The sequence below is a fragment of the Verrucomicrobiia bacterium genome (assembly GCA_023953615.1).
Lineage (GTDB): Bacteria > Verrucomicrobiota > Verrucomicrobiia > Limisphaerales > JADLHS01 > JADLHS01.
In genome coordinates this window covers 158,857-179,148 of the sequence record JAMLJH010000001.1, presented here as the reverse complement: position 1 = coordinate 179,148, position 20,292 = coordinate 158,857, and the positions used below count along the sequence as shown (strand labels likewise).

Annotated in this window: 18 protein-coding genes and 1 pseudogene; 4 read left to right on the top strand and 15 right to left on the bottom strand. The window is 57.3% G+C overall.

From position 1 onward, the window contains the following. Position 1 precedes the first annotated feature (1 nt). The 13 genes and pseudogenes from M9920_00740 to M9920_00680 form a co-directional block, all read right to left on the bottom strand. Positions 2-1,276 (bottom strand): response regulator, encoded by a 1,275-nt coding sequence (locus M9920_00740; GenBank protein MCO5050818.1) that lies wholly within the window; start codon positions 1,274-1,276, stop codon positions 2-4. 5 nt (positions 1,277-1,281) lie between these two features. Continuing rightward, on the bottom strand, positions 1,282-3,948 hold the full coding sequence (gene gyrA, locus M9920_00735; protein MCO5050817.1) for a DNA gyrase subunit A: 2,667 nt from the start codon (positions 3,946-3,948) through the stop codon (positions 1,282-1,284). Positions 3,949-3,957: 9 nt separating this feature from the next. After that, positions 3,958-4,248: a hypothetical protein gene (locus tag M9920_00730; GenBank protein MCO5050816.1), complete on the bottom strand. Its 291-nt coding sequence runs from the start codon at positions 4,246-4,248 to the stop codon at positions 3,958-3,960. Beyond that, positions 4,245-4,820, bottom strand: coding sequence for a hypothetical protein (locus M9920_00725; protein MCO5050815.1), 576 nt, complete (start codon positions 4,818-4,820; stop codon positions 4,245-4,247). Before M9920_00725 ends, M9920_00730 begins: the two co-directional genes overlap by 4 nt. Before the next feature lie 9 nt (positions 4,821-4,829). Beyond that, positions 4,830-5,270: a type II toxin-antitoxin system VapC family toxin gene (locus tag M9920_00720; GenBank protein ID MCO5050814.1), complete on the bottom strand. Its 441-nt coding sequence runs from the start codon at positions 5,268-5,270 to the stop codon at positions 4,830-4,832. Between the two features lie 2 nt (positions 5,271-5,272). Next, positions 5,273-5,635: a type II toxin-antitoxin system prevent-host-death family antitoxin gene (locus tag M9920_00715; GenBank protein ID MCO5050813.1), complete on the bottom strand. Its 363-nt coding sequence runs from the start codon at positions 5,633-5,635 to the stop codon at positions 5,273-5,275. A 33-nt stretch (positions 5,636-5,668) separates the two neighbouring features. Further along, positions 5,669-6,091: a nuclear transport factor 2 family protein gene (locus M9920_00710; GenBank protein ID MCO5050812.1), complete on the bottom strand. Its 423-nt coding sequence runs from the start codon at positions 6,089-6,091 to the stop codon at positions 5,669-5,671. A 17-nt stretch (positions 6,092-6,108) separates the two neighbouring features. After that, a complete protein-coding gene (locus tag M9920_00705; protein MCO5050811.1) occupies positions 6,109-6,918 on the bottom strand; it encodes a hypothetical protein in 810 nt (269 codons plus the stop codon). 21 nt (positions 6,919-6,939) lie between these two features. Then, on the bottom strand, positions 6,940-9,471 hold the full coding sequence (gyrB, locus tag M9920_00700; protein ID MCO5050810.1) for a DNA topoisomerase (ATP-hydrolyzing) subunit B: 2,532 nt from the start codon (positions 9,469-9,471) through the stop codon (positions 6,940-6,942). Positions 9,472-9,708: 237 nt separating this feature from the next. Then, positions 9,709-10,545 (bottom strand): ABC transporter permease, encoded by an 837-nt coding sequence (locus tag M9920_00695; protein ID MCO5050809.1) that lies wholly within the window; start codon positions 10,543-10,545, stop codon positions 9,709-9,711. Position 10,546: 1 nt separating this feature from the next. After that, complete coding sequence (locus M9920_00690) at positions 10,547-11,452, bottom strand: ABC transporter ATP-binding protein (protein ID MCO5050808.1); 906 nt, start codon at positions 11,450-11,452, stop codon at positions 10,547-10,549. Between the two features lie 374 nt (positions 11,453-11,826). Continuing rightward, positions 11,827-12,039, bottom strand: a pseudogene (locus M9920_00685) (DUF1559 domain-containing protein). Next, positions 12,036-12,650 carry a hypothetical protein gene (locus M9920_00680; protein ID MCO5050807.1) on the bottom strand — a complete coding sequence of 205 codons (615 nt, stop codon included), beginning with the start codon at positions 12,648-12,650 and terminating at the stop codon, positions 12,036-12,038. The pseudogene M9920_00685 and the gene M9920_00680 overlap by 4 nt, the downstream one beginning before the upstream one ends. Positions 12,651-12,765: 115 nt before the next feature. Between M9920_00680 and M9920_00675 the strand changes: the two genes are divergently transcribed. From M9920_00675 to gcvP, 4 genes are all read left to right on the top strand, one after another. Beyond that, on the top strand, positions 12,766-13,791 hold the full coding sequence (locus M9920_00675; protein MCO5050806.1) for a PmoA family protein: 1,026 nt from the start codon (positions 12,766-12,768) through the stop codon (positions 13,789-13,791). 18 nt (positions 13,792-13,809) lie between these two features. Further along, a complete protein-coding gene (locus tag M9920_00670; GenBank protein MCO5050805.1) occupies positions 13,810-15,150 on the top strand; it encodes a Gfo/Idh/MocA family oxidoreductase in 1,341 nt (446 codons plus the stop codon). A gap of 6 nt (positions 15,151-15,156) precedes the next feature. Beyond that, positions 15,157-16,125, top strand: coding sequence for a PmoA family protein (locus M9920_00665; GenBank protein ID MCO5050804.1), 969 nt, complete (start codon positions 15,157-15,159; stop codon positions 16,123-16,125). An 81-nt stretch (positions 16,126-16,206) separates the two neighbouring features. Beyond that, positions 16,207-19,137: an aminomethyl-transferring glycine dehydrogenase gene (gene gcvP / locus M9920_00660; protein MCO5050803.1), complete on the top strand. Its 2,931-nt coding sequence runs from the start codon at positions 16,207-16,209 to the stop codon at positions 19,135-19,137. 83 nt (positions 19,138-19,220) lie between these two features. Here gcvP and M9920_00655 read toward each other — a convergent pair whose 3' ends face one another. After that, positions 19,221-19,787, bottom strand: a complete 567-nt coding sequence (locus M9920_00655) for a response regulator (protein ID MCO5050802.1) — start codon at positions 19,785-19,787, stop codon at positions 19,221-19,223. Positions 19,788-19,842: 55 nt separating this feature from the next. Further along, positions 19,843-20,283 (bottom strand): hypothetical protein, encoded by a 441-nt coding sequence (locus M9920_00650; GenBank protein MCO5050801.1) that lies wholly within the window; start codon positions 20,281-20,283, stop codon positions 19,843-19,845. Between the last annotated feature and the right edge of the window lie 9 nt (positions 20,284-20,292).

The window sequence follows — 20,292 nt, the reverse complement described above, 5'->3', positions numbered from 1 at the left end:
CTCAACTTTTCTTTTTGCCTTCCACGGGATGCCATTTGCCATCGTGCGTGGCGGCAATGACCTGATCGCCATCAGCCTTCTTGGGCGCGGTTTCGCTTCGCGCGGAAGATATTTTCTGGGTGGCAGAAGGACTCGCGGGCTTGTCGTCCTGGCGCTTTCGGATCAACACGGTGTTGTCCCGGTCATCTTCAAAAGAGGTGGTTTCATCGCGCATCCGGGCGGCCTCCATCAGCAGGTACTCCCAGGAGCCTTGGATGGTATGCTGCGGCGGATTGTGAAACGGTTGCACTCGGAATTGACCGTTGCTGATGGCGAGCAGGCGAAACAACGCTTTCTCTCCGGAAAGCGCTCCGGCAGTGGCGTGGACGATGCTCCCCACTTCGATGAAAATTTCGCCACGAATCCCCGGACTCAGCACTTCGAGAATGGTGGAGTTGCGCCGCAGACATTCAATTTGGATGACATCGGTCAAACCGACCTGGCGCAAGGTGCCCGTAAACCCTTCCCGCTGGCTCCACACAAACAGGTCGTTGAGCAGGTTGAAGACGGACACGAATCCATCGGGAGTGATGGGCTTTTCCAGGAACAGTTCGGCGCCATTGGCCAGACAGGTGTTGCGGTGGCCGTCATTTGCGTGACCGGTGAGAACCACCTTTTTGGCTTCGGGATGGCGGCGGTGAATGACGGTCAACAATTGCGCGCCGTCCAGCATGGGCATGTTGATGTCCAGAACGACGAGATCAATCGAGTGCTGCTGGAGCAAGGCCAGCGCCTGGTCCGCGGAAACAGCGCGGTAAATCTGCCACGACTTGTCGCTTAATGTTTCAAACATCTCCCCCAAGGTTTCCAAAAAAGCCATGCTGTCATCCACGAGCAGTACCTGGTGCGGTTTGTCGGATTTGTCCTCGGGACGGATGAAGGGATCGCCCGACTTGGGCAGTTTGAGCAACTCGGTTTTGCTGGGGGACGTGGAAGTTGTTGCCGCGGTGGGAGCCTTTTCAAACCGCAATTCGATGTCGCCCAGGCGCAACACTTCATCGGACTTCAAGACGGCTTCGGTGACCAGCTTGTTGTTAATGAACGTACCGTTGGTTGAACGCATATCGCGCACGACCAGTTCGCCGCCGCGCAGTCGCACTTCGCAATGTTCGCCCGAAATGGAGACTTCGGGGATTTGAAACGTATTGCTTTCGGCGCGACCAATCGTGACCCAGTGGGGGCCAAGTTCGCACGTCAGACCCGCCTGCGCTTTGGAAATAACGACCAGTCTCGCCATAAACTTTACTTTCCAGCAACTTCGCTGCCGTCTTCGGCTTCTTCCTGTTGTTCGCTGATGACGCGCGCGACGGCCTGCAACTTGTCATTGGCGTCCAAATTTACCAGTTTGACGCCCATGGTGTTGCGACCCGCTTCGCGGATGTCTTTGACAAAAGTGCGCACCATTTGTCCCCCCACCGTGATCAACATGATCTCGTCAGTGTCTTGGACGGTGAGCGAGCCAACCACGTCCCCGGTCTTATCCCCGGTTTTCATGGTGATGATGCCTTTGCCGCCCCGCGATTGAATGCGGTATTCGTCAAACGACGTTCGCTTGCCAATTCCGTTCTCACCCGCGACGAGCAGCGTGGCGTCGGGCATGACCACCGCCGCCGCGACCAGCGCATCATCCGCTTCCAGATTGATGCCTCGCACGCCGGCTGCGGTGCGGCCCATCGAGCGCACGTCGGCCTCGTGAAAGCGGATGCTCATGCCCTTCCGGCTGATCAGCACCACGTCGTCGCCCGGATCATTTTCGTCAACGCAGCCGCGCGTCAATTTGACGGTGATCAACGCATCGCCTGCGCCGATGTTGATGGCGTTGATACCGCCTTTGCGCACATTCGCAAAATTATGTAGTGCTGTCTTTTTCACCGTGCCTTGTTGCGTGGCAAAGAAAATTTCCCCGGACTGTTGCCAGGTCACATCCTCCCGGTTTTCATCGGCCTTGGCAATCACTCGAATCATGGCGGCGACGGATTCGCCGGCCTTGAGTTCCAGCAAATTGGCGATGCTGCGTCCCTTGGCCGCGCGGCCCATGTCGGGAATTTCATACACACGCTCCACGTAAACGCGACCGGTGTTGGTAAAAAACATCAGGTAATCGTGGGTGCTGGCGGTGAACAGGTGCTCGACAAAATCCCGATCCTCGGCCGTTTCCCCCTCGCGCGTGGTCATGCCAATCACCCCTTTGCCGCCACGACGTTGCGCCCGGTAGGCGCTCACCGCAGTGCGTTTGATCAAACCGCCGTGGGTCAGCGTGATGATCACGCCTTCGTTGGCGATCAGGTCTTCGATGGCAATCTCGCCTTCATCCGGCACCAGCTCGGTTTTTCGCGGCGTGGCGTATTTGGCTTTGATCTCCTGCAACTCCTGTTTGATGATCGCCATGACCCGCGATTCCTTGGCGAGGATGTCCATCAAATCCTTGATGACCTCCAGCAACGCCTTGTATTCCTTGTCAATTTTATCAATTTCCATCCCGGTCAATTGATACAAGCGCAGATCAAGGATGGCGTCCACCTGCCGCTCGGACAGGGCGTAACGGCCCGATTGCAAGCGGCTTTCCTGGCGGATCAAAACGCCCCATTGCTCGACTTGTTGACGTGACCATTCAAAGGCCAGCAGTTTGACTTTCGCCTCGTCGCGGGTTTTGCTCGACCGAATGAGATGGATGAATTCGTCAAGATTCGAGAGCGCGATGATGTAACCTTCCAACAGGTCGGCGCGCTCCTCGGCCTTCCTCAATTCAAAGCGCGTCCGCCGCAACACGACTTCGCGACGGTGTTCGATATAGCACTGGATCAGCTCTTTCAGGTTCAACGTCTTGGGGCGACCGTGATCAATCGCCAGCGCGTTGACGCTGAAGGAGGTTTCCAGTTGGGTGTGCTTGAACAGATTCGCGATGACCACCTTCGGCACCGCGTCCCGCTTGAGTTCAATCACCAGCCGACAATGCTCGTCGGACTCATTCCGCAGCGCCGAGATTTCCGTGATGACCTTTTCGTTGACCAGATTGGCGATTTGTTGCTCCAGATTGGCGCGATTAACATTGTAAGGAATCTCGGTGATGATCAGTTGTTCGCGGTTGCCCTTAAGCTCCTCAGTTCCCACGCGACCGCGCAATTTCACGCTGCCTCGTCCCGTCATGAAATAATTTCGGATGCCCTCAATGCCGCAGAGGAGGCCGCCGGTCGGGAAGTCCGGACCCTTGATGTATTTCATCAGTTCCGGAATCGTAATGTCCGGCCGGTCAATTTCCGCGCAAATGCCGTCAATCACTTCGCCCAAATTGTGCGGCGCCATGTTGGTAGCCATGCCCACGGCAATACCCGTGCCGCCGTTGACGAGCAGATTCGGAAACGCGGCCGGAAACACGCTCGGCTCCGTGAGGCGCTCGTCGTAATTCGGAACAAAGTCCACCGTGTCCTTGTCCATGTCGGACATCAGCGCCGCGCCAAGATGGGTCAGCCGCGCCTCGGTATAACGCATCGCCGCCGGGGGATCGTTTTCCACCGAGCCAAAGTTCCCCTTGCCATCCACCAGCTTCTCCCGCATCGCCCACGGTTGCGCCATGTGGACCAGGGTGGGGTAGATCACCGCCTCGCCGTGCGGATGGTAATTGCCGGAGGTGTCGCCGCAGATTTTCGCGCACTTGATGTGCTTGCGCCCGGGGAACAGCGACAGGTTCTCCATCGCGTACAGGATGCGTCGCTGCGAGGGCTTGAGGCCGTCGCGCACGTCCGGCAACGCGCGCGAAATGATCACGGACATCGAGTAGTCGAGAAACGAGTTCTTGATCTCGTCCGCGACGTTGATCTTTTGGATTTTCTCGCCTTGCGAGTAAAGTCCGCCGGGCTGTGTCGGCTGCGCTGGCTCCGGCGGCTGATTGGATTCGATTTCGTCTGGCATGATGTAAAATTATTGTAGCGGCGGCTGGTCGTTGAGCGAATAATTGCTTGCTTCGGATTGTTTCAAAAATTGGATGCGTTGATTCAATTTTTCGGCACTGGCGAGCAGGCGATTTTCATACGGCGCGGTTTGTTCAGGCGGAATTTCTTTGATTTTACCGTCTTCGCGCGTCACCCAGGTTATGCCGAATTGTCGGGCGCGGCGGATGGAATCCACCGCCGCAAGTTGTAGGTCGCGCTCGGCTGCGAGGTCTTCAGCGTCCAGCATCGTGTCGTCAAGAATTTCGTAGTTCGTTTTCATAACCCAATCTCGGCTTCCAATAGGATGCGTTCAAACCGTTGCGGATCGCGCACCACCATGCGTCCGGCTTTTGTCAAAGCCAGCAAATGCGGTGTTGCGTCGTTCTCAAACAAGCGCCACGAATCAAAAAGCGGACGGTAAATGGTAAAAAAGTTCTGGATGGTTTTGAAGAACCGCCGTCGTGAAATCTCCGGTTCAATTAAGTGACCACCCTCGATAACGCGCCGACGGATGCGGTGCAAAGTCATCTCCACATCGGCCACCCATAGAAAATATCCCTTTATCACGTAACCGCTCTGTTTCGCCGCCTTCAACCAACCGACCGCGCTCCGTCCACTCATGGTGGTTTCCCAAGTGAACGATTGGCTCGCCGCAATCAAATGTCGGATACGTTGCAAAGCCACGCGCCCCGCTTCAATGGAAGCGGATTCCGGCGCGTAAGGCGCAAGCCCCCGGGCAATCAAATCAGCGTTCACAAATTCCAATTCTTTGATTGTATTCGGCAAATAACGGTTGGCGAAGGTGGTTTTCCCCACGCCATTCGGTCTGGCAATGACATAAATCGTCGGCATGGCATCGCTCTAAATTTCCAACGGCAGTTGCTCCGGGAACACCGGAATGTGCATTGCCCGCGCCGCCGCGTGCATCCGCGCATCCGTCGTGCAAAGCGGAAATTCCTGCGCCAAATCGCACGCGGCAACGTGCAGCGCATCCAACGCCCGCAACGGCACTTTCGGCTGACACGCCTGAATGACTTGCACGGATTTGCGCAATGTGTGGCTGTCAAAACTGATAAGCCTAAAAATACCATCCGCCACCATCGCCGCAAATTTTGTTTCCGCCTTTGCCCGTTGCGCCGCCGTGATGATTCCGGCGCGTTCTTTTGCAAACAACGCCGATTTGACTTCGACCAAGGCAAGTTCCGATGAAACCACCGTGTGACCGACCAGTTCGCGTTCAAAGAACGACGACTCCGTTTCGGGCGTCAGCAGTTTCACCAGGATGCCTGTGTCGAGATACATAATCACCAACCGCGACCGTCGCGGTCGGTGCGGACAATTTCATCGGCGAACGGCCCTTTGGTTTGCATGGGCATGGATTTAAGATGATCTCCCATGCCCGTGAAAACTTTCTGCGCCGCGCGCCGACCCACCGGCGACAAAACCGCCTTCGGTTTGCCATCCGACGTGATCGTAACTTCCTGCCCGCTCGCGACCATTTCGAGCAGCGCCGAAAGCTTGGCTTTGGCCGCGCGCACCGGGATGGTCAGCCCCACGCCCGGCAGCGCCACCGCCTCGCTCAAGGCCGCTGGCCCGGGCGATTCCGGTTCGAGGCCCAGCGACTTGGGCTTTTGTTTGTAGAGCGCCGCCTGTCGTTTTGTTTTCATACGCCTCAATGTAGTCTCATGTGACTACATTCATCAACATTTATTTTTCTCCTGCAAATTGATCCCTGCGGCGCGGGCGAAAGCGTGGAAATCAAGGGCGGTATTTTGGTCGTGGACGATTCGCCACGCGCCTGCCTGCAACTGGAAAACGTAAACGAGCCACGTCTCGAATGGCGCGGTTTCCGGGTTAGGTTGATACGTGTAGCGCACGAGCGCCATCGCCATGTCCGCGCCGACGACCTTATGGACAACCGAGCCGTTCCAAGTCCAATTCGTATCCTTGAACCACTGCTCGTGAATGGCGATGGTCTCCGCTGGCGTCTTAAAGGCGTGACCGTTCTGAACAATCGTGTAAAGCGTATCACCCAGAGACAGGTGCGACTTGAACGCCTGAATGTCCCGGTTGGCAATGGCGGCGAAGTGCGCCTTCAATGCTGAATCAAAGTCTGGTTTCATGCACTTGTTCGGTTTCATCATCGAAAATACGACTGATAGACTTTCGCCCCAGCCTCAATGCAGCGTTGGGGAATATCTCTGAAAAGCTGACGCGCTTGCTTGAGCATCTGATCTGACACCAAAGGCTGATCTCTCACATGTTCCGCACTGCGAGGAGGCGGGCAGTAAATCTCATGAGAAATCTTGTTTCTTGTGTCCATAATTTCCCTCAAGTCATCTACCTCCTTCTGTGCCCCAAACGAAACACCGAAATGTTCTGCAAAATATTCGGCACGTCTCTCTACGCGCTGTGAGTCTAAAAACTTCACCTCCTTGATGATTAGCTCATTTAGAAACTTACTGAAACAGCCGCCAGCCCCGTCCTGAAAAGCTTCACGAAGCATAAACTTCGTATCGCGCTTGCTAAAGACTTTTGCTGGAGCGGCGGTGAGAAACGTCCGGTGAACCTCCTTCATGAACGACTCAAAATGGGCTACAAAAAGAAGCAACTCGCTTTGGTTTAAGCGATCCTCAGACAGTTCTATCTTGAACCGCGTGTCAGACGGTTTGGAATCCTTCCGATGCTTCTTCTTTGTGTATTCTAACAACATCTCCTCGGTCTGATTCCACTTCGCCATCTCATCATCCTGTGCGCCTACTTTAATCTTCGCAAAGGCTTGACTGATAGCACCGATCTGATTGTGTAGGCGTGTCTTAAAAAAGCCCTTAATTGCATTTTGAGAAAGGGCGCTCAGAGCGAAACGAATAAGCGCGAACTGAGTCTCTACACCTTCCAATGCCTCACGATAGTTTCTCACCGATAAACGGTTGTCATGGTGGCGCGTCATGGCGTCAATAAGCGAATTTTTTCACACATCCAGATTCCGCACGTTCAGCGCATTGTCCTCGATGAACTGGCGGCGCGGCTCGACCTCATCGCCCATCAGCCGGACAAACATTTCTTCGGCCTCCACGGCGTTCGTCAGATCAATCCGCAGCAGTTTGCGCTTGGCGGGATTCATCGTCGTTTCAAAAAGCTCCTTTGCGTCCATTTCGCCCAAGCCCTTGAAGCGATACATCTGGATGCCTTTCTTACCGACGGCTTTCACGCCCGACAGAATTTCCGGAATGCAGAATAGCGGCGTGACGGAGGCGCGGTCGCCTTCGCCCTCAACCAGTTCAAACAGCGGTTTGTCCTGCGCGGCGTAGTGATCCGCCGCCAAACCTTTCTTGTTCAGTTTGCCGAGCAAATCCGCGATGGCCTTGCTCTCCAGGCGGAGATCGGAAATTTTGGCGCGGCGCGTTGGCGCGTCCTTCTTCCGCTCGACTTCCGTGTCGCCCCCGAACAAATCGTTGTTGGCGGCCTTGAACTCCTCCACCTCGGTGAGGTTGCGGAAGTAGTGAACGGTTTCGTCGTTGCCCTCGCGGATTTTGATCATGGTTTGCGGCAACGCGCCTTCCGGGCCGCGCCGTTCGACATAATCGGCAAAATCGCCGCCGAGTCGCTTGATGTGCGTTACGTGTTTGTCCAGCGATTCGAGCAGGGTCAGAATTTCCTCCAACTGCGTCGGCGTGAATTCGTGCCCGTCAGACAGATTTTTCAACCGCACTTCCTCGATGCCGTTTTGCAGCAGGATGCGGTTCAACTGCGCTTCATCGGCGATGTAATCGGTTTTTTTCTTGCGGGTGATCGAGTAGAGCGGCGGTTGGGCGATATAGACGAAGCCTTGTTTCACCAGTTGCGGCATCTGGCGGTAGAAGAACGTCAGCAGCAGGGTGCGGATGTGCGAACCGTCCACGTCCGCATCGGTCATGATGATGATTTTGTGATAGCGCAACTTGCTGAGGTCGAATTTGCCTTCCTCCTTTTCCTCTTCCTCACCGGTGCCGATACCCGTGCCAATGGCCGTAATCATGGTCCGGATTTCGTTGTTGTGCAGAACCTTGTCGAGCCGCGCCTTCTCCACGTTGATCAATTTCCCGCGAATCGGCAGAATGGCCTGGAACTTCCGGTCGCGGCCTTGTTTCGCGGAGCCGCCCGCGGAATCGCCCTCGACGATGTATAGCTCGGTGTTCTCCGGATCGCGATCAGAGCAATCTGCCAGTTTGCCGGGCAGGCCGCCACCGGTCAGCGCGGATTTCCGCACCGCCTCGCGGGCTTTTCGCGCGGCTTCCCGCGCGCGGGCGGCGTTGAGTCCTTTTTCAAAGATGCGCTTCGCAATCGGCGGATTGGCGTCGAAATAAGTCATCAGCCCTTCGTAGGTCACCGAGCCGACGATGCGTTCAACCTCGGGCGAGAGCAGTTTGACCTTGGTCTGCGACTCGAATTTAGGATCGCTGTGTTTTACGGAAATCACGGCGGTTAAACCTTCGCGCACGTCGTCGCCGGTGATTTGCGGGTCCTTGTCCTTCAACAGCTCATTGGTCTTGGCGTACTGATTGACCGCGCGGGTCAAGGCGCTGCGGAAGCCGGACAGGTGCGCCCCGCCGTCGGGATTGTAGATGGTGTTCGTGTAACACAACACCTGGTCGTTGTAGCTGTCGTTGTATTGCATCACCACCTCGACGTGGACTTCGATTTCCTTGTTGTCGAGCGTTTCCTTGGTTTCTTTCTGAAACGCGATGGGTTTGGGATGCAGCACCTCCCGGTTTTTGTTCAACTGCTTGACGAACTCCTCGACGCCGCTCTGATAATAAAACCGTTCCGGTTCGGCGTTCGCCTGGCGCTCATCGGTGAAGATGATTTCCAGACCGGAATTCAGAAACGCAAGCTCGCGCAGACGTTGCGCGATGATGTTCGTCTTGAACTCGATGGTCTCGTGGAAGATTTCGGGATCGGGCATGAACTTGATCAGCGTGCCCGTGCCTTTCGCTTTTCCGATGACTTCCAGTTTCTTGATCGTTTTGCCGCGCTCAAATTCCATGTGATGGATTTGTCCGCCGCGCGAGACTTCCACCTCGAACCATTCGGAGACCGCGTTCACGCATTTGGCCCCGACGCCGTGCGTGCCGCCGGAAAATTTGTAACCGCCCTGACCATATTTGCCGCCGGAGTGAAGCGTGGTCAGCACCAGTTCCACACCGGGCAGACCGGATTCCTTGTTGATGTCCACCGGAATGCCCCGGCCATTGTCCCGGATGGAGATCGAGCCATCCACATGAATGGTGACTTCGATGCGGGAACAGTAACCCGCCAGATGTTCGTCCACGGAGTTGTCCAGCACCTCGCTCACGCAATGATGCAGCGCGCGTTCATCGGTGCCGCCGATGTACATTCCGGGCTTCTTGCGGACGGCCTCCAGGCCTTTCAATTGCGACAGCTTGGAAGCGTCATAATCGGTTTTTACCGCGGGAGTGGTGGTGGTTAAATTTTCAGTAAGTACTTCGGTTTCGTTCGCCATAAAAACAGTGGTGCCGGTCAGAAACTCCAACTCCTGAAAACCGACGCGGGATTCTAAATAATTAGGCGTTCGCGCACAATGTTAATTTAGGTTTTTTGCGGAGAAAAATACCATTACTTGGGGCGTAATTCAGTCCATAGCGGGATATGTTGTGGCGTGGGGTTGGAAGGGCGGAAGCCGATTCCAACCGTTCGCAATCCGCCGGATCGCAACGAAACAGCGGGCCAGCTCGCGCGACTACGATTTGATGTCGCGCACCTGAAAGGCCGTCGCGCCAATGACAAAAACCGTGGCGGTCGCGGCCAGCAGCAGGCACTCGGATTGCGCGATTCTCCAGATGGGTATCGGGTCAGAAAAGACCATCAACCAGGAACGAAAATGGTGGGTGATAAACCAGTTTTGATAGCGGTCAAAAAACGGAATGCCTTCCATGACCAGGTTCACAAACATGTAGGACAGCGCGAGGATGGTGGCCGCCGCCGGTTTCATGTTGAAGCAGGAGAACATGAACGCGATGGACAGCATGGTGCCGGCGTTGATGATGAGAAAAATGTGCGCCACCAGAAAACGGATGGAGCCTTCCGACGCGCCGAGAATGTTGAAGGCTTGTCCCGGAACGAAAACGAACAATCCTTTCCACGGGAAAAACAGTCGCGCCATCCCCAGCGCGGTTGCGCCCAGCGCCGCCACCAAGACGGCGGCAAAAATGATTCCCGCCACCCATTTGACGAACAGCAAACGGCTGCGTGAAATCGGACGCGACAGAATCATCCGCAACGTGCCGTCCTCGGTTTCCTTGGCGACCAGATCGCCGCCGACCAGCGTGACGTACAGCGGCATGAGCAGAACGATCTGGGGCAGGATCATCACCACCGCGACGGTCAGCGCTGAAATGAATTCCTCCGCCAGATAGCCGTTGCCCGCCAGCAACCGTTCCATGTCGCCCTGCCAGCGGGTGAATTTGAACGCGAGGAGCATGGCCAGTTGCGCCAGCAGAAAGGCGCCAAAGCCGATATACGTGCGCTTTTTGCCGAAGAGTTTCCAAAGTTCGTTTTTCAGTTGCGCCAGGAACATGTCAGTTGGATGGATTGGGGGCCGCCTTGACCAGTTGCAGATAAAAATCCTCCAGGGTTTGTTCGCGCCCCCAGAGGCCGGAAACATCGTGACCGGCTTGAACCAGCACCCGCGCGATATCGGCAATCGCCACGCCGTCTTTGAGGCGTAGCTGTTCCGTGCCGTCGCTGTCCAGGATCAAATCCTGTTTGCGCAACAGCGCCACTGCGGCGTTGAAATCCCGGGTGCGCAACGCCACCCGGCCGCGGGTCGCCTTCACCTCCGCAATCGTGCCGTCAAAAACTTTTTCGCCGCGATGCAGTACCGCGATCCGTGAGCAAAGCTGTTCGACCTCGGTAAGCAGATGCGAGGAAAGCAGGATGGTCAGTCGCAGTTCACGATGCAGCCGCAGAATGATGTGGCGCATTTCGGCGATGCCCTCGGGGTCCAAACCGCTGCCCGGCTCGTCAAGGATGAGCAGTTCCGGTTGCGGCAACAAGGCTTGCGCCAGCGCCAGTCGCGCGCGCATGCCGTGTGAATAGGTGCGCACGTGGCCGTGCTCGCGACCGGTCAATCCCACCCAGTCCACGACTTCCTGGATGCGTTGCTTTGAAGTGGGCGCGGTGTAGTGACTGAGAATTTCCAGATTGCGCCAGCCGCTCAGATAATCATAAAACGCAGGCGCCTCGAAAATCGCCCCGACCTTTTTCAAAGCCCGGGCGCGTTGCGTGGCGACATCGAATCCGCATACCCGGGCCGCGCCCGAGGTCGGCCAGACTTGTCCGAGCATCATGCCGATGGTGGTGCTTTTGCCGGCGCCGTTGTGTCCCAGCAACCCAAAAATTTCGCCCGCAGGCACGGCCAGCGTCAGGTCGCCAACCGCCGTGCGCGCGCCAAATTTTTTATGCAGGTGCGTGAGTTCGATCATGGTTTTTGGATGGTCCCTTCAATGGCGAGCAGGTTCTTGATATGTCCGTCGGCGTAAAGATAATTCACTTCCTTGCCGCGACCGCGCGCCGCGTGAAATCCCTCTTTGTCGTAAAAGACCGGCATCGCGTGCGCGTCGAATTTCATTTCCATGACCGATAAATCGTCCGCGCGCTTCCCGTTCAGGAAGAAATTCCACGCATAACTTGACCTCGTGCGCTCAAAAATTTCTTTTTGATCCGATGGACACCGCAGCGCGTTCAAGTTGCCCAGTTCCCCGGCCAGGACCCGGTCCGGGCTTGCCAGCGCATTTGTCGCCGGTTGATTCGTGTCTCCCAGCACCGGCTGGTCGTACATGACGGGCAGGCGCTGTTGATTTGCATCCACGTATATCTGCAACGCGATGCCGATCTGCCGCAGATTGCCGATGCACGCCGTGGATTTTCCCGCCTCCTTGGCCTTGCCCAACGCGGGCAGCAACAACGCCGCCAGAATCGCGATGATCGCAATGACCACCAACAACTCAATGAGCGTGAAGGCAAAGCGCGGTTGCGTTCGAGCGGACACAATGAAGAACCGGCGGTTCATCGCCCGTGCAGAAATCGGCCGGATTCCATGTTGCGTTGCAACTCCTCGAGGAGCGGGGCCAGTTCGGCTTTGGTTTGCGCCGAGCTTTGGCTGTAGAATGTTTTCAAACCGATGGTCCGCACTTTGGCTTCCAGTTCGGGACTCAGCGGGGTGGCGTTGGTTGAGTCCGTGCCGCCGGGGCCGGGCGGCGGGGGCATCTGCTCGCGCAACCGTTTCAACGCCTGATCCACGGTGCGCCGCCGGCGCTCCTCCGGTAATTCTTCAAACGCGGCGATCATCTGCTTGAAGCCGGTCGGCAACGTGGCCTCGATGAATTCGCCTTTCTCCGCCTCGGTCATTTCCTGAAACCAGTCCCCAACCGCGCGTCCCATGCGCATTTCGCGCCGGTCTTCGAGCGACAATCGGTTCAGCATGGCCGCCGCTTTCCGCAAGGCCGCCGCGCGCTCGGCGCCGGTGAGCCGGCTCAAATCCGTGCCGGTAACGAACGCCTGCAGTTTCTCCGGCGTCACCTTGGCATTTTTGGCGACGTAATATCCGGTCAGCCCCAAGGCCCAAATCCCGATGATGGCCAGCAAGCCGGCGCTCAACGCTCTTTTTTTCGGACTGCTCACGCGCTCAGTTTAGCGAAACCTGACCCTCGCGCCACGAAAAGTTTATCCGGTCCGACGCAATTTATCGTTTACGTTGACCGCGCGTTGGAGTTACAACGAGGCCAATCCGGTTTCCATGAAACTTGTGCAGTGCCAGTTCAGTCGCGGGGCCAAAGCCGAATCAACGGCCAGGGGCCGATGGCTGGGCGTGGCGCTCGTGTGGGGGCTGGTTGGCGTAGGTTCAATCTCGGCGGCTGGCTTCCGGTTGGCCGACGTCACCGATAAATCTCTCGGCGTGTGGGAAGGTGATCAACCGGTGTTGGTTTACAATTACGGCCTCATCAGCCGCACCAACGTGCCGGATGATCGGGCGCGCAGCAGTTACGTGCATCCACTTTACGGACTGGATGGCGAGGTGTTGACGGATGATTTCCCCAAGGATCATTACCATCACCGCGGTCTGTTCTGGGCCTGGCCGTATGTGAAAATTGACGGTCAGGAATACGATCTGTGGCTGCTCCAGGGAATCCGCCACCAATTTGATCATTGGTTGAAACGCGAAACCTCCGCTGCCGCCGCCATTTGCGCCGTGGAAAATCATTGGTTGGTCGGCGACCGCAACGTGCTGACGGAGCAGGTCTGGCTTCGCGTACTGCCCGCCACGGCGGAAGGCCGCGCCATTGACGTGGAACTGACGCTGACGCCGACCACGGCGCCGGTGACTTTGCGAGGCGCGGAAGAGAAGAGCTACGGTGGATTAACTTTGCGCTTTGCTCCGCATGAGGGCGATCCGGTGATCACCGTGCCGTCCGGACGAACCAAGGAGGACCTGACGATGGCCCGGTTGCCGTGGGCGGATTTATCCACGCAGATTGCCGGAGCAAAAAATCCCAGTGGCGCGACAATTTTTATCGCGCCGACGCATCCCGGTTTTCCGCCCGAATGGTTGACCCGGCACTACGGGGTGTTGTGCGTTGGTTGGCCGGGAGTGAAAGAGCAAACGCTGGCGCCGGGCAAAACGGTGCGTTGCCGTTATCGCGTTTGGATTCATCGCGGCGTCCCGACGCTATCACAATTGGAAATGCAATACGCCACCTTCACCCAGGCCATTTCCAATGCGCCGCCGCTTTCCGTGAGCGACGGCCAAAACGGACGACATTGATGGAAAACAGGAGAAATTATGAAGCGACCAAAACAAAAACGTCAACTGGCGGAACCGCTTAGCCGCAGAAGCTTTTTAGGACGCAGCAGTCTGCTGCTGGCCGGCGCCGCTCTGCCGCAGATTTTGCCCAGCGGCGTTCTGGCGGCGAACAGTCAACCCGGAGCGAACGACCGGATTGGCATCGGATTTATTGGCATGGGCCGCCAAGCCGGCGGGTTGCTGCGCGGCGTGGAGCGGTTGCCCGTCGGCAAGGTGGTGGCCGTGGCGGATGTGAACCTGCCCCGTGCGCGGGAGGTCGCGCAAAAACACAACGGTGTGGCTTATCAAGATTACCGCCGTTTGTTGGAGCGCAAGGACGTGGACGCGGTGATTACCGCCACGCCCGAGCATTGGCGGCTTTTGATCTGCGTAAATTCCTGTCAGGCGGGCAAGGACGTTTACGCCGAGAAGCCGATGACGCTGACGATTCGGGAAGGCCGATTGATCGTGCAGGCGGCGCGCAAATACAATCGCGTTTTTCAAGTCGGCAGCCACCAGCGTTCGATGTGGCAAAACTACATCGGCTGCAAACTGGTGCGCGACGGCAGCATCGGGAAAATTAAAAAAGTCATCGCCTACAATTATCCCAGTCCTTGGGAATTCAAGCTGCCCGCGCAACCGATTCCGGCGGAATTGGATTGGGACATGTGGTGCGGGCCGGTTGAACCGGTGCCCTACCATCAAGACCTTTACCTGCCGCGCGCCAATCCCGGCTGGCTTTCGTTTCGACCGTATTCCGGCGGTGAAATGACCGGCTGGGGCGCGCATGGTTTGGATCAAATTCAATGCGCGCTGGGCATGGATGAAACCGGTCCGGTTGAAGTCTGGGCGGAAGGGAAAAAGTTTATGCCGCCAACTTATACGCAACCGGAAAGTCAAAAGCGCGGAGACGCCATTGCGATGGAAACCAAAGTCTTCTTTCGCTACGCCAACGGCATCGTGGTCGAGCCGGGTGACGAGGCGACCATGGGCGGCGCGGTATTCGTCGGTGAAAACGGCACGATCAATATCAAACGCGGCTTTCTGGAATCCGATCCGGAGGAGTTGGCGCTGGAGGCCTTGGGAAAACGGCCGGCGAATTTCAGCGAAGATCACATGCGCAATTGGTTTGATTGCATCAAATCCCGCCAGCGCCCGGTGGCGGATGTGGAAGCGGGCCACCGTTCGGCCACGGTGTGTCACCTCGGTAATATCGCGCGTTTGCTCGGACGCAAATTGAAATGGGATCCGGTGCGCGAAAAATTCCCCGATGACGCGGAGGCCAATCAATACCTCGATCGCGAACGCCGCAAACCGTGGGTGGCACCCGAGCAAATTTAATCGCCCATGTGCCGTTGGCTGTTTCTTTTCTTGGTGGCGTCGCTTTGCGGCGGCGGCTGGGCGTCCGCGGCGGATGCAATCGCGTTCGAGTCAGATGCGGGGCAGGGGAGTTTGCGCATCTTGATTGGCGGTCGGGAAGCCTTGGTTTACAGCTACGGGACGAATTGGGATTTGCCGCACTTCTATCCCGTGCGCAGCCCTTCCGGAGCTTCCATGACCGTCGAAAAACCAGACCCCTATCCGCACCACCGCTCCTTTTGGTTTGCGGATACGGTGCAGTTGGAGGGACAACGTCAGGTCTCATTCTATAACGCGCTTTATTCCGGTCGCGGCGACAAACAAGATCCGCAACCGCCGTTTCGCGATCACATCCGCCACGTCAGCCTGACCCTGACTGATGCTTCGCCGGCGGAGCAGAAACGCGAGTTGACCGCGCAACTCATCTGGGAAATGGACGATGGCAGAATTCCGGTGTTGGACGAGACGCGGCGAATCATCATTACGGCGCTCACCAATGGCGAGTATTTTCTCGACCTGGAATTTACGCTCGTGGCGAATTACGGTGCGGTCACGTTTCAAAGTGACGCGGTCCATTACGCCTGGCCGTTCATCCGGCTCAACCACGAGTTCAATGCGTCTGCCGGCGGCATCTTGGTGAATTCCGAGGGCGAACGCGGGGAAGCGGATACCAACATGAAAATCGCGCGGTGGGTGGATTTTTCGCGCGGCTCAGGCGCGACGGCGGAAGGTCTCACCATGTTCAGTCATCCCGCCAATGAATCACCGCACCAATGGTTGACGCGTGATTATGGCTGTTTCGGACCGCGCCGCGTCGCGTCCAAGAGCGGCAAACCGTTCGTTTTGGCTCGCGGCGAAAAAATCTCCACACGCGTCGGCGTGCTGGTGCATCGGGGCGACGTGCAGTCGGGGAAGGTGGCCGCACGTTATCAACTTTACTCAAACGGAAAGTTGTAATTTTTAATACTGCAACCTCGGTGGTTCGCGGAAGCATAAATCCATCTTGCCAACCCGCCGCCCGAATCTAAGCTCTCGTTCATGTCGCTTGCTGAAGCTGCGCCCGCAATTACCTTGCTAAACCATCCGGATCAATTTGTCCGCCGTCATATCGGCCCGAACGCCACGGAAACCGCCGCCATGCTCCAAGTGGTCGGTTTCGATTCCTTGGACGCGCTGATGGACGCGGCCGTGCCGAAGTCTATTCGCCTGCCCCAGCCGTTGCAGTTGCCCGAATCCAAAACCGAGTTCGACGCGTTGCGCGAACTGAAATCCATCGCGTCACAAAATCAGTTGTTCCGCTCGTTCATCGGCATGGGCTATTACGATTGCATCACGCCGCCGGTCATTCAGCGTAACGTCTTCGAAAACCCCGGTTGGTACACGCAATACACGCCTTACCAGGCCGAGATTTCTCAGGGACGACTCGAAGCACTGTTGAATTTCCAAACGATGGTTGCCGATTTAACCGCGCTCGACATTGCCAACGCTTCCATGCTCGATGAAGCCACGGCGGCGGCGGAAGCCATGACCATGTCGCACCGGCTCAAAGGTAATCGCAATGTCTTCTTCATCTCGGAAACGTGCCATCCACATACCATTGAAGTCGTCGTTTCCCGCGCCAAGGCGTTAGGCATCGAAGCCGTCGTCGGCAACGTGGACACTTTCATGGGTCACGATCAAGTGTTCGGCGCGCTCGTGCAATATCCCGACACGTTCGGCGCCATCCATGATTACGCGCCGTTCATCGAGAAAGCCCACGCGTCGGGCGCGATGGTCACGGTCGCGACGGATTTGCTCGCGCTCACGCTCATCAAGCCGCCGGGCGAATTTGGCGCGGACATCGCCGTCGGCAGCGCGCAACGCTTCGGCGTGCCGCTCGGTTACGGCGGCCCGCACGCCGCGTTCTTCGCCACGCGCGATGAATTCAAACGTCAGATGCCCGGTCGCCTCGTCGGCGTGTCCAAGGATGCGCGCGGCAAACCCGCGTTGCGCCTCGCGCTCGGCACCCGCGAGCAACACATCCGCCGCGAGAAAGCCACCAGCAACATCTGTACGGCGCAGGCACTCCTCGCCAACATGGCCTCGCTCTACGCCTGTTATCACGGGCCGGAGGGATTGAAGCGGATTGCGCAGCGCGTTCACGCGTTGACCGAAGTGTTCGCTGCTGGATTGGAAAAACTCGGTTGCCAGTTGGGACAACAACCGCGTTTCGACACGTTGCGCGTGGACCTGGGAGAAAAACGCGCGGCCGATATTGCGAAAATCGCGGAGGCGCATCACATCAATCTACGCTTGATTGACGCGCACACCCTTGGCGTCTCGCTCGACGAAACCACCAACGCTGCGGATGTCGCTGAGCTTTGGCAGATTTTCAATGGCGATAAGCGAGTGAACTTCATGGTGGACGAATTGGGCTCGACCGCTCCGTTGTCTCTCATTAGCGCCGGGCTTCAGCCCGGTGCTAACGAAAATGCCGCGTCAAACGCCCATGCGTCATTCGCCAATCGCCAATCTACATTTCTCACTCACCCCGTCTTTAACCGCTACCACTCCGAGACCGAGATGCTGCGCTACATCAAGCGGCTCGAATCGCGCGATCTCTCGCTCACCGCTTCCATGATTCCGCTCGGCTCTTGCACCATGAAGTTGAATGCGGCGGCGGAAATGTTTCCAGTCTCGTGGCCCGAGTTCGCCAAGCTGCATCCGTTTGCACCCCTCAACCAAACGCGCGGCTACCAGAAGATGTTTGAGCAACTCGAAACCTGGCTCGCGGAAATCACCGGACTGGCTGGCGTGTCACTGCAACCCAACGCCGGTTCGCAGGGTGAATACTCCGGGCTACTGGTCATTCGCGCCTATCACGCATCACGCGGTGAAGCGCATCGGGACGTTTGTTTGATTCCCACCTCTGCGCACGGCACGAATCCCGCCAGCGCCGTGATGGCCGGAATGCGGGTCGTTGCCGTCGCCTGCGATGCGGCGGGCAACATTGACGTGGCGGATCTCCGCGCCAAAGCGGAGGCGCATAAAGACACGCTGGCCTGTCTCATGGTCACGTATCCCAGCACGCATGGCGTGTTCGAGGCGACCATTCGTGAAATCTGCAATATTGTTCACGCGGCGGGCGGTCAACTTTACATGGATGGCGCGAACATGAATGCGCAAGTGGGTTATACGTCACCCGGCTTTATCGGCGCGGATGTTTGTCATTTGAATTTGCACAAAACTTTCGCCATCCCGCACGGCGGCGGCGGACCAGGCGTCGGTCCGATTGCGGTGGCTGAACACCTTGTCGAGTTTTTGCCGAGTCACAACGTGGTCAATTTGGGCGGCGAAAATCCCATCGGCGCCGTCAGCGCCGCGCCGTGGGGCAGCGCCAGCATTCTGCCGGTTTCCTGGATGTACATCGCCATGCTCGGCGCGCGTGGTTTAACCGAGGTTACGCAATACGCCATCCTCAACGCCAACTACATCTCCAAGCGATTGGCCGCCTATTTCCCCACGCTCTACACGAATAATCATCTGGTGGCGCACGAATGTATTCTTGATTTGCGCGGGTTCAAAGCCACCACCGCCGAGGACGTGGCGAAGCGGCTGATGGATTATGGTTTTCATGCGCCGACGCTGTCGTTTCCCGTCGCCGGCACGCTCATGGTCGAACCGACCGAGAGTGAATCAAAGTATGAGCTGGACCGTTTTTGCGACGCGATGATTTCGATTCATGCGGAAATGACCGCCATCGAAAATGGTTCTGTTGATCCGAAGCACAATTTGCTCAAAGGCGCTCCCCACACCGCCGACCAGATTGCCAGCGACGCGTGGAACCGTCCTTACAGCCGCGAAGCCGCGGCGTTTCCCGTTCCGTCGTTGTTGGACTACAAATTCTGGCCTTCTGTTGCCCGCGTGGACAACGTGTATGGTGACCGCAATCCGGTTTGTTCGTGCATCGGGATGGAAAATTACGCCTAGCAGGGCGTTGCCCTGGGCTATCATCTGTCGGGCTTCCAGCCCTTTCGCGTCTCTGCTTCGCCTGATCCGGCCGGTGGCGCGGATCAATTATGTGTGGCTGCGTCCGCTGGAACCAGTTCCGGCCAGTCCGAAGCTTCCTCGACCGGTCCCTTCGTGACCAGAACGGGATCCGAATCCGAACGGTACGGAGCGGCATAGCGTTGTTGCAACATCCGCAGGTAAGGTTCGTAGTGGCGGCCTATGAAACGACAGTAGGTTTCATCGCCGCGCACGCGGCGCAGTCCGGTCACGCGCGTTTCGGTCAGCAGCTCGTGGATCATGTTCAGAAACTCGGGCACGTCAATCGGCTTCTCGATCAATCCTTCCGCGCCCCGGTCCACGGCTTCTTCGTGTTGCCCCCATTCTGCCGTAATGGCGATGGTCGGCGTGAACGGCTGGGTCAGGGCGATGTTATCAAAATGCTCCCAGGTGTTGCCGGTGCCGAGGTTGATATCGAGCACCACCAGATCAATGGATTGCGTGCGGAAAAGCTCCGTCGCTTCATGGGCGTCGGGCGTGGAGAATACTTCGTAGCCTTGCGCTTCAAGCAATTTTTCCAGCGAGACCCGCACCGATTGGTCGGCGTCAATCACGAGAATTTTTGACTTCATCGCGGTTCGTTTTGGTGATTTGGTTTGTGGTGGCATGTGAATGATTGGTTGGCGGTTAACGAGAGGCGATGGTGTATTCGGATTTCCGGAGCGCCCGCTCCCTTAGCGATTCGGAGAGCAACAGCTTCAAGCCGTCCAACAGCGCGACTGACGTCACCGGATGGCGCAGAATCAAATCCGCCATCAGCCGTGAGCGGTAATCCAGTTCCACGCCCGCTTTGCAGGTCAGGATCACCGGTCGGAACGGGTCCAAATCCGTCAATGCCTCCAAGGTATTCACGTGACGCGGCGCGCCACTCTTGGCATCGAACGGGGTTCGGTAATCCAGAATGATCGCTTTGACCGGATGCGTCCGTGCGGTCTTCACCGCCTCGCGACCGTGCGCCGCAAGGTGGACGGTAAAGTCCGCTGCCTCCAGAATTTGCCCCAGCAATTCGCGGACGGTAAAGTCGTTGCTGACGACCAAGATGCGATTTTCCACTGATCTCATTTTCATGGCATCACC